This window comes from Agrobacterium sp. ICMP 6402, from assembly GCF_009498615.1.
GTDB lineage: Bacteria > Pseudomonadota > Alphaproteobacteria > Rhizobiales > Rhizobiaceae > Agrobacterium > Agrobacterium burrii.
Window position 1 is genome coordinate 101,094 of sequence record NZ_QSNV01000005.1, and the last position, 14,342, is coordinate 115,435.

Below are 14,342 nucleotides of genomic sequence, written 5' to 3' on the forward strand. Positions count from 1 at the left end.
CAATTCCTATAGCCGGGACGGCTTTTTCCGTCATCGTTAAAAAGCAGCCAAGAGAATGTCGATACCGCAGATTTTGAACAGCATTGCCGCAAAAGGCCCGGTCTTTGAGGCCGGTCACGTCTGGCTCGCGGGCGCAGGGCCGGGCGATGTACGTTATCTGACGCTGGAAGTGGCGCTGGCGCTTTCTCAGGCCGATATTATCGTGCGCGATGCACTGGTAAGCGATGACGTTGTGTCTCTTGGTCCACAGGCCGAAATCGTCTTTGCCGGCAAGCGGGGCGGCAAGCCCTCGGCGACGCAGGACGACATTACCGCCTCCCTGATCGATTTTGCACGGCAGGGTAAGAAGGTGCTGCGGCTGAAAGGTGGCGATCCCTTCATTTTCGGGCGCGGTGGCGAAGAGGCGGAGGCGCTTGTCGGAGCCGGCATTCCCTTCCGGATCCTGCCGGGCATGACCTCGTCGCTCGCCGCGCTTGCTTCGGCGCGCATTCCCGCCACCATGCGCGGCATCAGCCGCGCCGTGACGCTTGCCACCGGCCATGCGGCGGGCACCGAAGAGGATCTCGACTGGCTGGCGCTGGCGAAAACACAGGAACCCATTGTCGTTTACATGGGGTTGAAGAATATAGGGTCGATTGCTGCACTTCTGATGCAGGGCGGACGTTCGGGCACGACGCCAGTTGCGGTCATCATGTCGGCGACGACGGAGCAGGAGCGCATCTTTATTGGAACGCTGGAAAGCATAGCTGACGATGCAAAGCGGGAAAATTTCGAAGCGCCGGCTTTGATCGTCATCGGCGAGATCGTTTCGATGCGAAGCCGTCTCGGTGGGGTCGGTTCATGACGGCTCGGGCGATCATCATCGGTGCGCCGCGTTCGGGGTCGGGCAAGACCAGCGTGACCATCGGCCTGCTCAGGGCCTTTGCCCGGCGTGGCATCAAGGTGCGGGGGATCAAGACCGGGCCGGATTATATCGACCCCGGTTTCCACGCCTTCGCCACCGGCACGCCCGGTCTCAATCTGGATAGCTGGGCCATGCAGCCGGATTTGCTGCGTCATCTGTTTTCACAGCAAACCGAGGATGCGGAACTCATTCTGATCGAAAGCGCCATGGGCCTGTTCGACGGCATTCCGGTGGCGGAAAACCGCACGGGTTCGGCGGCGGATCTGGCGCGGCTGTTTGGCATTCCCGTGCTGCTGGTGCTGGATGTGTCGGGCCAGTCGCAGACGGCGGCCGCTGTCGCCCATGGTTTTGCCCATTACGATCCTGATGTCACCATGGCGGCAGTGGTGCTGAACCGGGCCGGTAGCGAAAGGCACCGGACCCTGTGCACGGAAGCCATCGAAAAAATCGGCCTTCCCGTTGCCGGCTGTGTCCTGCGCGATCCGTCGCTCATCTTGCCGGAGCGGCATCTGGGGCTGGTTCAGGCCAGCGAACATCCGGAAATCGATGCCCATATAGAACGGCTGGCGGATGCAATGGAAAAATCCATAGATCTCGACGCCTTGCTTTCACTCGCCGCGCCGGTGAATGTGCCTTCGGGTTCGGTTTCGGCGGCGATTGCACCACCCGGCCAGCGCATCGCGCTGGCTGAGGATGCGGCTTTCACCTTCCTTTATCCGCATCTCAAGAACCATTGGCATGCGGCCGGGGCCGAAATCGTGCCATTTTCGCCGCTGGCTGATCAGGCGCCTGACGAGAGCTGTGATATTTGCTGGTTGCCGGGCGGGTATCCCGAGCTTTTTGCCGGAAAACTTGCCGATGCGGGTGATTTCAAGGCCGGTCTTACCCGTTTTGCCGCGACGAAGCCGGTGCATGGTGAGTGTGGCGGTTACATGGTGCTCGGCGAGGCGCTTGAAGATGCTGATGGGGTAACCCACGCCATGACCGGGCTTCTGTCGCATGCCACCAGTTTTGCAACGCGTAAGATGAACCTAGGTTACCGGCAGGCGATGATTGCAGCGAGCGGGCCGCTGGGTGCGGCGGGCGATGTTCTGCGTGGCCATGAGTTTCATTATGCGCGGGTCACCGATCCCGGCCGTGATGAGCCTTTTGCCCAGATCGCCGATGGGCAGGGCCGTCTGCTCGGGCCATCGGGTGGTAGAAGGGGTTTCGTCTCTGGCACCTTCTTCCATGCCATCGCGAGAGGCGGTTGACCGGGGTTTTCGCAGTGGTGCGGCAAAGTGGAGCAAGCTGCGAAAGTTTGTAGGCTCTCGCCATGGGAAAGTGCTATAGATCGCGTCAGGGAACACGGAAAAGCGGAAATAGCTCCTGCGATCCATGTTCCGGGAAGTGTGGTCGGCTTGAAAGCTGCTTCATATTTTCCGGCCCGAGCCTGCTATCGCGCATTTTGTCCCGAGCGTGCCTACCGATGATAAAGCCCCGAATTTTTCTCTCTGCCGCTCTTGCTGCATCCATTCTGCTGGCTCCCTTCGATGGGGGGATCAACGGCATGTCCGCCCATGGCGGCGAAGACTATGCGACGCTGGAAAAGCTGGGCGCAGCGCTATTTGATGATCCCAATCTTTCGATGAACCGCACCATGGCCTGCTCCACCTGCCATATGCAGGCTTCCGGTTTTTCCGATGCACGCGAGAGCGAGAAGGTTGGGCGGGATGTGTCGCTGGGTGATGACGGCATCTCGCTGGGTGACCGCAATGCGCCGACGGCAGCCTATGCCCGGTTCACGCCGCCTTTCGGCAAAAATGCGGCGGGTGAGTATGTCGGCGGGCAGTTCTGGGATGGCCGGGCCTCGCTGCTGGAAGATCAGGCGGGCGGCCCGCCGCTCAATCCGCTTGAAATGGGCATGCCGGACAAAGCCTCTGTCGTAAAACGGCTCAGGGAAAACCCGGATTATGTCGCAGCATTCGGCACACAGTTCGGCAATGATGTCTTCCAGAGCGATGAGACCGCCTATGCCGCGATGACCAAGGCGCTGGCGAGCTTCGAGCGCTCGGATGAATTCTCAACCTTCGATTCCAAGTACGACCGCTTTCTGCGGGGCGAGGAACAGCTGACCGATCAGGAGGAGCTGGGCCGAGTTCTGATCTCCTCGACGCAATTCACCAATTGCAATACCTGCCATGAAATCCGTGGTGCCAAGGGTCTAGAAGACGGCCTCTTCACCAACCACAAATATTTCAATATCGGTGTTCCCGCCAATATGGCGGTCAGGGCCGTAAATGGTTCGAGGCCGGATGCGGTCGATCTGGGTTTGGCGCAAAATCCTGAAGTGGCCGGTGATCCGGCTCAGCGTGGAAAATTCAAGGTGCCGACGTTGCGCAACGTCGCGGTTACCGGTCCTTATATGCACAATGGCGTGTTTCGGGATTTACGCACGGTGGTGCTGTTTTACGTGAAATATAAGAGCAAGAAGCCCAGCCGTCAGATCAACCCGGAAACTGGCAAGACATGGGATGTGCCGGAGGTGCCTGAGAATATCGCCATGACGGAACTGACATCTGCGCCGGCGCTGGATGACAAGCGGGTGGATGCCATCGTCGCATTTCTGAAGACGCTGACCGACAGGCGCTACGAGCATCTTCTCCCGAAGGAAGAAGGGCAGACGGCGGTGCCGCCTGCCCAGCCGGTTTCGGTGAGCGTTACGCCGAAAGCGCCTTGAATTCAGCGAGAACCGCGTCACCCATTTCAGAGGTGCTGACCTGGCGGCTACCATCGGCCATGATGTCGGCGGTGCGGATGCCCTTGTCCAGCACGTTGGCGATTGCCGTTTCGAGCTTCGTCGCCTCATCCACCATGTTGAACGAATAGCGCAGGCACATGGCGAAGGAGGCGATCATGGCGATGGGGTTGGCGATGCCCTTGCCGGCGATATCAGGGGCCGAGCCGTGAACCGGCTCATACATGGCCTTGCGCTTGCCGGTCTTGGCGTCCGGTGCGCCAAGCGAGGCCGAAGGCAGCATGCCGAGCGAGCCGGTGAGCATCGCAGCAACGTCGGAGAGCATGTCGCCAAAGAGGTTGTCGGTCACGATCACGTCGAACTGCTTGGGTTTGCGCACCAGCTGCATGCCGCCGGCGTCCGCCAGCATGTGTTCCAGCTGAACGTCCCTGTATTTGGCGGCGTGGGTTTCGGTGACGACCTGGTTCCACAAAACGCCTGATTTCATGACGTTGCGCTTTTCCATCGAGCAGACGCGGTTGTCGCGGGTGCGGGCCAGTTCGAAAGCGACGCCGGCGATGCGTTCGATCTCGAAAGTGTCATAAATCTGCGTGTCGATGCCGCGCTTCTGGCCGTTGCCGAGATCGATGATCTGCTTCGGTTCGCCGAAATAGACGCCGCCGGTCAGTTCGCGAACGATGAGGATATCGAGGCCTTCAACCAGCTCCGGCTTCAGCGAGGAAGCGGCGGCGAGCGCGGGGTAGCAGATGGCGGGGCGCAGGTTCGCGAAGAGTTCGAGGTCCTTGCGCAGGCGTAAGAGGCCGGCTTCCGGGCGATGTTCGTAGGGAACGCCATCCCACTTCGGGCCGCCGACGGCGCCGAACAGGATCGCATCCGCGGCAAGCGCCTTTTCCATATCCGCGTCGGAAATCGCTACGCCATGGGCGTCGTAAGCCGAACCGCCGACAAGGCCTTCCGAAACGGTGAAGCCGGCATTTTGCGCGCTGTTCATATAATCGATCAGCTTGCGGACCTCAGTCATGGCTTCAGGGCCGATACCGTCACCGGGCAGCAGGAAAAGCGAACGGACTGTCATGAGAACCCTCCTTGGGCGGCGCGCCGGAAAACATCATGAAGGGTTTTCGATTGCGGCGAGCGCGGCGTCAAACTCGTTTCCGTCCCAGTCAGGTCGTATCGCCAGCTGGACAGGATCGAGGGCTTCTTATCTCCGCCTCAAGGGCTTTTCAAGCAAAGCAAAAGCCGATCCGGTACGGTTTTGTACGGGATCGGCTTTTTTGAAGGGCGGAAATGTGGTCAGGCCCAGGGGCGAACCGAGGCGTTTGCCTTCTCGAACGTGTCGATGGCGCCGGCATGCTCCATGGTTAGGCCAATGTCGTCGAGGCCGTTCAGCATGCAATGGCGTTTGAATTCATCGATCTCGAAGGTGATCGTGCCGCCATCGGGGCCGCTGATTTCCTGGCGTTCCAGATCGATGGACAGAACGGCATTCGATCCGCGCGAGGCGTCATCAAGCAGCTTTTCGAGGTTCTCGGGGCTGACGACAACAGGCAGGATGCCGTTCTTGAAACAGTTATTGTAGAAAATGTCGGCGAAGCTGGTGGAGATCACGCAGCGGATGCCGAAATCGAGAAGCGCCCATGGCGCGTGTTCGCGCGAGGAGCCGCAGCCGAAATTGTCGCCGGCGACCAGAATCTGGGCGTTCTGGTAAGCGGGCTTGTTCAGCACAAAATCGGGGTTGGGCGAGCCGTCCTCAAGATAACGCGACTCGGCGAAAAGGCCCTTGCCAAGGCCCGTGCGCTTGATGGTTTTCAGATAGTCTTTCGGAATGATCATATCGGTGTCGATATTGACCACCGGCATGGGCGCTGCAACGCCCGTCAGCTTGGTGAATTTTTCCATCTGTCGCTTCCCGTGTTTCCCTTGAACAAATCCGGCGCGGGCAGAGCCTGCCGGATGTTCTTTCTCGGGAAATACTGCAAAACTTAGCGCTTTAGAAGCGCAAACCCGCGTTCTTCGGTACGCTGCGTGTGTCGCAATGGCATTTTGACCGGATTAAACGACCTCAGAGATCGATAATCGTGCCTTTGCCATCGTTCCAGACGCGCATGTCGCGCTGGTTGCGGGGCTTGACCGGAATGGGAGCCGGTTTCAGGCGCGCGGAAAGCATACGGGCAGCACTGAGAACGGCGAGCACGCCGATAAAAGCGACTGTGAGCGACGCCGTGAAAAGAGCGGCCATCGCCAGAATTGCGATGCCGGATGCGGCGATGAAAAATGAACGGATGCCTTGCATGATTCAACCTTTCTTTCCAGACGAATGTGGGCCTTCTTCTTCCGGCTTGCAAGAGGATTCAGTGGATTGTCAGCTTGCAGATGTCACAAAAGCTTGACACAAGTGCGGCATGGTCAATTTTTCCGAAAATATTCTTGTGAGACCGCGCCGTTCGCTGCTGTCGGTTCCGGCCATCAATGTCAGGGCGCTTGAAAAAATCCGCGATCTCGATTGCGACGGCGTGATCCTTGATCTTGAGGATTCAGTCGCGCCCGACATGAAGGGCAAGGCGCGGGAAAATCTCGAAAAACTGTTTTTAGAGGCACCCTTTGCCGGGCGCGAGGTGATTATCCGCATCAACCCGCTCTCCACTCCGGACGGGAAGGCAGATTTGCAGCTCGTGCTGTCCTGCCGGCCGGATGCGGTTCTTCTGCCGAAGGTGGAGCAGCCCGCCGATATCAATGACGTGGCCGACCTTCTGGCGGAGGCGGACGCGCCGCAGGCTATGAAAATCTGGGCTATGATCGAAACGCCGCTCGGTGTCCTCAATGCTGCGTCGATTGCCGATGCCGCCCACACACCGGATGCCCGGCTTGCCGCTTTCGTCATCGGCCTCAACGATCTCCGCAAGGAAACCCGTGTTCCGGCTTTGCCCGGGCGCGCCTATCTCGTGCCCTGGATGATGCAGGTGGTGCTCGCCGCCCGGGCTTATGGCCTCGATGTCATTGACAGCGTCTCCAATGATTTTCGCGATATTGCGGCTTTTCAGGTCGAATGCGAACAGGGTCGCGCCATGGGTTTTGACGGCAAGATGCTGATCCACCCGGCCCAGATCGAGCCGGCCAACCGGCATTTCGGCCCGGATGAGGCGGCGGTTGCGGAAGCTCGCGAGATTATTGCCGCTTTCGCAAAACCGGAATCTGTGGAATTGAACGTCATCAACATGAACGGGCGGATGATCGAACGGCTGCATGTGGTTGAGGCCGAAAGGCTGGTCGCCATGGCCGATATCATCGCCCAAAGAAAGGCAGAAAAGACGTGAAGGTCTATCGTTTCATAACCGGTCCTGATGACTCGAAATTCTGTCACCGGGTTACCGAGGCGCTGAACAAGGGCTGGGAACTTGCCGGCTCTCCGAGCTATGCCTTTAACGCCGCAAGTGGCGTCATGCATTGCGGCCAGGCCGTGACCAAGTCGGTCGAGGGCAAGGAGTACCATCCGGATATGAAGCTCGGCGAGCAATAAGAGCGTTGCCGCCAGGCAGAGTCTGCGGGGCTATCGCTCCGCAGCGGCCTCGTCGGCGCTTTCCTCGATCCGCTCCATGTCGTCATCCGACAGGCCGAAATGATGGCCGATTTCGTGGATGAGAACATGGGTGATGATGTCGCCAAGCGTTTCCTCGTTCTCGGCCCAATAATCGAGAATGGGGCGGCGATAAAGCGTGATGCGGTTTACCATCTCGCCGGTTTCCATGGTGAAACGCTCGGAGATGCCGCGCCCCTCGAACAATCCGAGAAGATCGAACGGGGTTTCGAGCGCCATGTCCTCGAATACTTCGTCGGTCGGAAAATCCGCGATCTCGATGATGAGATCCTTCGTTAAGGCGCGGAATTCTTCTGGCAGGTGGCCATATGCCTCGATCGCAAGCGACTCGAAGGCGGAAATTGTCGGCGCATGGCGGTCCCGCCAATCGTCGGTCTGGTCTATGCGGGCCATTTCTGCTCCTTGTTGGTAGGCCCATATAAACACTTGCTGCGCAAATTTCGAGACCTGACTGCTGCACCCGCCAAAAAAGCATGAAATTCTTGGCGTTACAGTTACTTTTCAAGCCGTCGTCATCTTGACATAAACTGGCGTCTCGCGTAATCGGCACCCAAATTGATGGCGTAGTCCGCCTTCGATTTATTCCGCCCCTCAAAGGCGGCTTCACCGGCAGACATTCAAAGGGACATTCTGTCCCGACGGGTTTCTACCAAATTCCGACTGATAAAAAGACGGCGAGCTTGCTTTGGCGGGCAGAGCCGGAACGAACATGAAAGGATAAAAAATGTTCGCAGTCATCAAGACCGGCGGTAAGCAGTACCGCGTAGCGGCCGACTCCGTGCTGACCATCGAAAAGCTGGAAGCAGAAGCAGGCGCAACTGTAGAATTCACCGAAGTTCTCGTGATCGGCGAAGGTGCCGACGCCGCGTTCGGTGCTCCCTTCGTTAAGGGCGCTATCGTCAAGGCTGAAGTTGTCGAGCACAATCGCGGCAAGAAGGTCATCGCCTTCAAGAAGCGTCGTCGCCAGAACTCCAAGCGTTCGCGCGGCCATCGTCAGCATCACACTGTCGTCCGCATCACGGACATCGTTGCTGCCTGATCGGCGCGACACGGGAAACAAGGTTTAAAGGAGAACTCCAATGGCACACAAAAAAGCTGGCGGTTCCTCGCGTAACGGTCGCGATTCCGAATCCAAGCGCCTTGGCGTGAAGAAGTTCGGCGGCGAAGCCGTCATTCCAGGCAATATTATTCTGCGTCAGCGCGGCACGCAGTGGCATCCGGGCGCCAATGTCGGCATCGGCAAGGACCACACGATTTTTGCGCTGACCGCAGGTAACGTGAACTTCCGCGCGAAGGCCAATGGCCGCGTGTTCGTATCCGTGGCTCCGAAAGCGGAAGCCGCAGAATAAGCCGGTAAGCGTCATATGCAGCCGGTGTCCCATCGACCCGGCTGAGACGTATCAGGTTCAGTCAAGAAAACAGGGGAGATGGGGCACCACCCAACTCCCCTTTTTCTTTTACCTCATGGAGGGACTGAACCATGCAAGCTGAATTGTTAAGGGTCGACCAATCACGGTCACCCGAAGAGCGGCCGAGGCCCGATCGGTCGAGGAGCGATTGCCCCGTTTTACTGTCGCAGAGGCTGGTTTTACGCACGCCTCACGAAGAAGACATCGACGCCCTTGCCCATCTTGCCAACAATGCCAATATCGCGACCATGGTGTCGCGTATGCCGCACCCTTACACGGCCAAAGACGCCGCGGATTTTGTGCGACGCTCCAAAGCTGGCGAGATTGGCAAGTGCGTCTATGCAATTACCCGCATGGACAATGGCGAGTTCCTGGGCTGCTGCGCGCTTGAACCGCAGGAAGACGAAAAGACGCTGGAGATCGGTTACTGGCTAGGGGAACCCTACTGGAACCGGGGCTATATGACGGAAGCTGCGCATGCGCTGATCGACATGGCCTTCCGCACGCGCGAAATCGACCATATCGATGCCCGCTGCCGGGTTACCAACATCCCGTCGCGGCGCGTCATCCAGAAGTGCGGCTTCCAGTTTCAGGGTTCCGGCATGATCGGCTCGCTGGCGCTGGGCGGCATGGTGCCGGTCGAATGGTACAGGCTGGATCGCAAGACCTGGGTTTCGCTGAAGAGCTGGGGGGACATGGGATGAGCACGCTCGACCTTACCCGCCGCCGGACTGGCGCGACGGCCGCGCCGCCCGGCCCCTGCCCGACCATCGAGACCTCACGTCTGGTGCTGCGTCCGCAGCGGCTTTCCGATGCCGGCAGCATTGCGGAATCGCTTGGCGATTTTGCCGTGACCAGGATGCTGGCCCGTGTTCCTGCGCCCTATCACAGGCAGGACGCGCTGGAATGGCTGGTGTTGCGCACATCAGGCACCCTGCCCGATTGGGATTTCGCCATCACCAGTGGTGACGATACGCTCATCGGCGTCGTCTCCGTCGAATTGCGGCACGGCGAGTGGCATCTCGGCTACTGGCTGAACCGCTTTTACTGGGGCAAGGGTTACATGACCGAGGCGGTGGCCGCCGTGGTCGAACGGTTTTTCCGCCGCATGCCCGGAGTGGTTGTTCATTCCGGCGTGTTTGCGGATAATCCCGCTTCGCTGCGTGTGCAGGAGAAACTCGGCTTCCGGGTGACCGGCTGCCACCAGATCTACGCCACGGCGCGCGCCGCCATGGTGGCGCATATCGATACGGTGATCACGGCAGAAGATTTCATTCCGCCGCGCCGCTGACAATCAATACAAGGCCGGTTTCATCGTAAACCGGCCTTGTCCCGCTTTGGTGCTTGCTTCACGATAGTCTTTGACGTTGTGGGAAAGCGCTTGTATTCGAAACGACAGAACTTTTTACCGCAATGCGTAACGCGATATCGCAAGGCACTTTGGCCGGCATCGCTTCAGGTTGCGCCACAAGCTGACAGAACGGCAATCCGATGAAATTTCTCGATGAAGCAAAAATCTATATCAAGTCCGGTGACGGCGGCGCGGGCGCCGTGTCCTTCAGGCGTGAAAAATTCATCGAATTCGGCGGACCTGACGGTGGCGATGGCGGCCGCGGCGGCGATGTCTGGGTGGAGGTCGTCAACGGCCTTAACACCCTGATCGACTTTCGTTTCCAGCAGCATTTCAAGGCCTCGATAGGGCAGCACGGCATGGGCAAGACCCGCACCGGTGCCAAGGGTTCCGATGTGGTGCTGAAAGTGCCTGTCGGTACCCAGATTTTCGAGGAAGACAATGAAACGCTGATCATGGACCTGACCAAGGAAGGTCAGCGCTTTCGTCTTGCCGCCGGCGGCAATGGCGGTTTCGGCAATGCCTATTTCAAGTCGTCCACCAATCAGGCGCCAACCCATGCCAATCCGGGCCTTGCCGGTGAAGAAAAGACCCTCTGGTTGCGGCTGAAGCTGATTGCGGATGCCGGTCTTGTCGGTCTGCCGAATGCGGGTAAATCCACGTTCCTCGCGACGGTCACCCGTGCGCGGCCGAAGATCGCCAACTATCCCTTCACCACCCTGCATCCGAACCTCGGCGTCGCCACCATCGATGACCGAGAATACGTGCTGGCCGACATTCCCGGCCTGATCGAAGGTGCGCATGAGGGCGTCGGCATCGGCGACCGGTTCCTCGGCCATGTGGAGCGCACCCGTGTGTTGCTGCATCTCGTCTCCGCACAGGAAGAAAAGGTCGGTAAGGCCTATAAGACGGTCAAGGCCGAACTTGACGCCTATGGCGGCGGGTTGACCGAGAAGCCGGAAATCGTAGCGCTGTCGCAGATCGACGTGCTCGATGAAAAAGAGTTGAAGAAAAAGGCCAAGGAACTGGAAAAGGCCTGTGGCCGTCCGCCGCTGCTGTTATCCGCTGCCGCTCATATTGGCATGACGGAAGCCCTGCGTGCGCTTCGCGACATCATCGTTTCGGCAAGCAATGGCGGCGAAACCGCCCTTCCCGACCGGTCGATGTTGCATGAGGATAGCGAGGCCGAGGAAGAGGACGACCGCCTATGAGCCTGACGCGCAAGCCGCTGGCAAGCCACCACCGGGTCGTCATCAAGATCGGGTCGGCGCTGCTGGTGGATCGGAAAACCGGTCTGAAGAAAGACTGGCTGGATGCCATCTGTGAGGATATCGCTGCGCTTAAGAAAAACGGCGCGGATGTCCAGGTCGTGTCTTCGGGCGCTATCGCGCTTGGCCGCACCGTGCTTGGCCTGCCCTCCGGTGCGTTGAAGCTGGAAGAGAGCCAAGCGGCTGCGGCTGTCGGCCAGATTGCTCTGGCACGGGCATGGTCTGAAAGCCTGTCGCGGCATGAGATCGTCGCCGGCCAGATTCTGCTGACGCTCTCCGATACCGAAGAGCGCCGCCGTTATCTCAATGCGCGCGCCACCATCAACCAGTTGCTGAAGATCGGCGCCATTCCGATCATCAATGAAAATGATACCGTGGCGACCACCGAAATCCGTTATGGCGACAATGACCGTCTGGCTGCACGCGTGGCGACCATGACGGGTGCGGATCTACTGGTGCTGCTGTCGGACATTGACGGGCTTTATACCGCTCCGCCGCATCTCGATCCGGATGCGAAATTTCTCGAGACGATTACCCACATCACCCCCGATATCGAAGCCATGGCAGGCGGTGCGGCTTCCGAGCTTTCGCGCGGCGGCATGCGAACCAAGATCGATGCGGGCAAGATCGCGACGGCTGCCGGCTGCGGCATGATCATCGCCTCCGGCAAGACGCTCAATCCGCTGAAGGCGATCGAAAACGGCGCTCGTTCCTCATGGTTTGCGCCATCGGGCACGCCGGTGACGGCGCGCAAGACCTGGATTGCCGGGCAATTGCAGCCGGCCGGCGAAATCCATGTGGATGCGGGTGCGGAAAAAGCTCTTTATGCCGGAAAAAGCCTGCTTCCCGCCGGCGTAAAGGTGGTGAAGGGCAATTTTGGGCGCGGCGATGCAATCGCCATTATCGGTGTCGAAGGGCGGGAGGTCGCGCGCGGTCTTGCGGGCTACGATGCGGAAGAGGCGCGTCTCATTATCGGCCACAAGTCCAATGAGATCGAGGCTATCCTCGGTTATGTCGGCCGTGCGGCGATGATCCATCGTGACGATCTCGTCATGACCGGCGCTGCCGTCAAAGTGAAACATGCAAAAAAGGATGAGGTCCATGCCTGAACAGGCCGTGAAGCAGAGCCATGATATTGACGCGCTGATGATGACCATCGGCGCTCAGGCAAAAGCTGCTTCGCGACCGTTGTCCATTGCAGGGACGGACCAGAAGAACCGCGCGCTTCTTGCCATGGCCTCCGCTATCGAGGCATCGAGGGATGTGATCCTTGCCGCCAATAAGAAAGATCTGGCGGCGGCGGATACTGCCGGGCTTGCAGCGTCTTTCGTCGACAGGCTCACACTCAACGAGGCGCGGATTGCCGGCATTGCCGAAGGCATCCGCTCGGTTGCGGCGCTGGCCGATCCGGTTGGCGAAGTTATCGCCGCCTGGGATCGTCCGAATGGGCTGAAGATCGAGCGCGTGCGCACGCCGCTCGGCGTGATCGGTGTTATCTACGAAAGCCGCCCGAATGTGACGGCGGATGCCGGCGCGCTCTGCTTGAAGGCGGGTAATGCCGTTATCCTGCGCGGCGGTTCGGATTCACAACATTCATCGCGCGCTATCCATGCCTGCCTCGTGGAAGGTTTGAAGATTGCCGGTCTGCCCGAACATGCCGTCCAGCTGGTGCCGGTGACGGACCGCGCCGCCGTCGGCGCGCTTTTGGGTGGATTGAACGGCACTGTCGATGTGATTGTACCGCGCGGCGGCAAAAGCCTGGTTGCCCGGGTGCAATCGGAAGCGCGCGTGCCGGTCTTTGCGCATCTGGAAGGCATCTGCCATATATATGTCGATGCCTCGGCCGATCTCGATATGGCAAAGCGTATCGTCGTCAATGCCAAGATGCGCCGCACCGGCATTTGTGGCGCGGCCGAAACCCTGTTGGTCGATGCCGCTGCTATTTCCACGCATCTCGCGCCGCTCGTCAATGACTTGATCGCAGCCGGTTGCGAGGTGCGCGGTTCGCAGGCGGTTTGTAATATGGTTGAGGGCCTGAAGGCCGCGACGGAAGAGGACTGGCGCACCGAATATCTCGATGCGATCATTTCGGTTGCCGTGGTGGACGGTATTTCAGGTGCGATCGATCATATCGGCACCTATTCCTCCAACCATACCGAGGCGGTGATCGCCGAAGACCCTCAAGTGGTCGAGCGTTTCTTCAACGAACTCGATTCGGCCATTCTGCTGCATAATGCCTCGACGCAATTTGCCGATGGCGGTGAATTCGGCATGGGTGCGGAAATCGGCATCGCCACCGGCAAGATGCATGCGCGCGGCCCGGTTGGCGTCGAGCAGCTCACTTCGTTCAAATACCGTGTGCATGGCACCGGCCAGACACGGACCTGATCTTGCCGATTGAGAAGCGCCTTGACCGACGTTATCTCACCATGCCGCATGCGGAGCGCGGCATGGTCGTCGGCCTGTTCGGCGGCTCTTTCAATCCGCCGCATGCCGGCCATGCGCTGGTGGCCGAGATCGCGCTGCGCCGCTTGGGTCTCGACCAGCTCTGGTGGATGGTCACGCCCGGCAATCCGCTGAAAAGCCGCTCAGAACTGGCATCTCTGGAGGACCGCATCGCTGCCTGCGAAAAGCTTGTCAGCGATCCGCGCATTAAGGTAACGGCCTTCGAAAAATCACTGGGCATCAGCTATACGGCCAATACGCTTGCCAAGGTGAAGGCGAAAAATCCGCATGTTCGCTTCATCTGGATCATGGGGGCCGACAATCTGAAAAGCTTCCACCGCTGGCAGAAATGGCGAGAGATTGCCGAGACCTTTCCGATTGCGGTGATCGACCGGCCGGGTTCCACCCTGTCCTATCTTTCTTCCACCATGGCGCAGGCTTTCAGCCAGGCGCGGATAGACGAGGACGATGCGGGGGTTTTATGGAAAAAACGGGCTCCCGCCTGGGTCTTCATCCACGGTCCGCGTTCGACGCTCAGCTCCACGGCACTGCGCAATAATCACAAATGATGTATGCGGCGGTCGTTGAAGGGTCCATATCTTGAAAAGTTAATGCTTTGATGCCACCTTTATA

General features: G+C 59.2%; 17 protein-coding genes. 13 read left to right on the plus strand and 4 right to left on the minus strand.

What is annotated here, in order from left to right; translation table 11 throughout:
* Nucleotides 1-55: 55 nt before the first annotated feature.
* The 3 genes from cobA to DXT96_RS15460 all read left to right on the plus strand — a co-directional run bounded on the left by cobA (nucleotide 56) and on the right by DXT96_RS15460 (nucleotide 3,623).
* Nucleotides 56-844 carry a uroporphyrinogen-III C-methyltransferase gene (gene cobA, locus DXT96_RS15450; protein ID WP_153515441.1) on the plus strand — a complete coding sequence of 263 codons (789 nt, stop codon included), beginning with the start codon at nucleotides 56-58 and terminating at the stop codon, nucleotides 842-844.
* Nucleotides 841-2,157 (plus strand): cobyrinate a,c-diamide synthase, encoded by a 1,317-nt coding sequence (locus tag DXT96_RS15455; RefSeq protein ID WP_153515442.1) that lies wholly within the window; start codon nucleotides 841-843, stop codon nucleotides 2,155-2,157. Before cobA ends, DXT96_RS15455 begins: the two co-directional genes overlap by 4 nt.
* A gap of 215 nt (nucleotides 2,158-2,372) precedes the next feature.
* The gene (locus DXT96_RS15460; protein WP_153515443.1) at nucleotides 2,373-3,623 is read left to right on the plus strand and encodes a cytochrome-c peroxidase; all 1,251 of its coding nucleotides are present in this window, start codon (nucleotides 2,373-2,375) and stop codon (nucleotides 3,621-3,623) included.
* Here DXT96_RS15460 and leuB read toward each other — a convergent pair.
* The 3 genes from leuB to DXT96_RS15475 form a co-directional block, all read right to left on the minus strand.
* Nucleotides 3,604-4,716, minus strand: a complete 1,113-nt coding sequence (gene leuB / locus DXT96_RS15465; RefSeq protein ID WP_153515444.1) for a 3-isopropylmalate dehydrogenase — start codon at nucleotides 4,714-4,716, stop codon at nucleotides 3,604-3,606. The two genes, DXT96_RS15460 and leuB, sit on opposite strands and share 20 nt — an antisense overlap.
* Before the next feature lie 218 nt (nucleotides 4,717-4,934).
* On the minus strand, nucleotides 4,935-5,540 hold the full coding sequence (gene leuD / locus DXT96_RS15470; protein WP_149900394.1) for a 3-isopropylmalate dehydratase small subunit: 606 nt from the start codon (nucleotides 5,538-5,540) through the stop codon (nucleotides 4,935-4,937).
* A gap of 163 nt (nucleotides 5,541-5,703) precedes the next feature.
* A complete protein-coding gene (locus DXT96_RS15475; RefSeq protein ID WP_065114389.1) occupies nucleotides 5,704-5,934 on the minus strand; it encodes a hypothetical protein in 231 nt (76 codons plus the stop codon).
* Nucleotides 5,935-6,043: 109 nt separating this feature from the next.
* Between DXT96_RS15475 and DXT96_RS15480 the strand changes: the two genes are divergently transcribed.
* Nucleotides 6,044-6,955, plus strand: a complete 912-nt coding sequence (locus DXT96_RS15480; RefSeq protein WP_153515445.1) for a CoA ester lyase — start codon at nucleotides 6,044-6,046, stop codon at nucleotides 6,953-6,955.
* Nucleotides 6,952-7,158 (plus strand): DUF1737 domain-containing protein, encoded by a 207-nt coding sequence (locus tag DXT96_RS15485; RefSeq protein WP_149900395.1) that lies wholly within the window; start codon nucleotides 6,952-6,954, stop codon nucleotides 7,156-7,158. The genes DXT96_RS15480 and DXT96_RS15485 overlap by 4 nt, the downstream gene beginning before the upstream one ends.
* 30 nt (nucleotides 7,159-7,188) lie before the next feature.
* Here DXT96_RS15485 and DXT96_RS15490 read toward each other — a convergent pair whose 3' ends face one another.
* Entirely contained in the window at nucleotides 7,189-7,629 is a 441-nt protein-coding gene (locus tag DXT96_RS15490; protein ID WP_046799659.1) for a metallopeptidase family protein, read from the minus strand.
* A gap of 331 nt (nucleotides 7,630-7,960) precedes the next feature.
* Between DXT96_RS15490 and rplU the strand changes: the two genes are divergently transcribed.
* The 8 genes from rplU (at nucleotide 7,961) to DXT96_RS15530 (ending at nucleotide 14,278) form a co-directional block, all read left to right on the plus strand.
* On the plus strand, nucleotides 7,961-8,275 hold the full coding sequence (rplU, locus tag DXT96_RS15495; protein ID WP_149900396.1) for a 50S ribosomal protein L21: 315 nt from the start codon (nucleotides 7,961-7,963) through the stop codon (nucleotides 8,273-8,275).
* A gap of 40 nt (nucleotides 8,276-8,315) precedes the next feature.
* A complete protein-coding gene (rpmA, locus tag DXT96_RS15500; RefSeq protein ID WP_149900397.1) occupies nucleotides 8,316-8,585 on the plus strand; it encodes a 50S ribosomal protein L27 in 270 nt (89 codons plus the stop codon).
* Nucleotides 8,586-8,716: 131 nt separating this feature from the next.
* Nucleotides 8,717-9,349, plus strand: coding sequence for a GNAT family N-acetyltransferase (locus tag DXT96_RS15505; RefSeq protein ID WP_153515446.1), 633 nt, complete (start codon nucleotides 8,717-8,719; stop codon nucleotides 9,347-9,349).
* A complete protein-coding gene (locus DXT96_RS15510; protein ID WP_149900399.1) occupies nucleotides 9,346-9,936 on the plus strand; it encodes a GNAT family N-acetyltransferase in 591 nt (196 codons plus the stop codon). Before DXT96_RS15505 ends, DXT96_RS15510 begins: the two co-directional genes overlap by 4 nt.
* Nucleotides 9,937-10,136: 200 nt before the next feature.
* Entirely contained in the window at nucleotides 10,137-11,207 is a 1,071-nt protein-coding gene (gene obgE, locus DXT96_RS15515; protein WP_149900400.1) for a GTPase ObgE, read from the plus strand.
* On the plus strand, nucleotides 11,204-12,373 hold the full coding sequence (gene proB / locus DXT96_RS15520) for a glutamate 5-kinase (RefSeq protein WP_153515447.1): 1,170 nt from the start codon (nucleotides 11,204-11,206) through the stop codon (nucleotides 12,371-12,373). The genes obgE and proB overlap by 4 nt, the downstream gene beginning before the upstream one ends.
* Entirely contained in the window at nucleotides 12,366-13,652 is a 1,287-nt protein-coding gene (locus DXT96_RS15525; RefSeq protein ID WP_174374325.1) for a glutamate-5-semialdehyde dehydrogenase, read from the plus strand. Before proB ends, DXT96_RS15525 begins: the two co-directional genes overlap by 8 nt.
* Before the next feature lie 2 nt (nucleotides 13,653-13,654).
* The gene (locus DXT96_RS15530) at nucleotides 13,655-14,278 is read left to right on the plus strand and encodes a nicotinate-nucleotide adenylyltransferase (protein WP_174374324.1); all 624 of its coding nucleotides are present in this window, start codon (nucleotides 13,655-13,657) and stop codon (nucleotides 14,276-14,278) included.
* The last annotated feature ends 64 nt before the right edge of the window (nucleotides 14,279-14,342 follow it).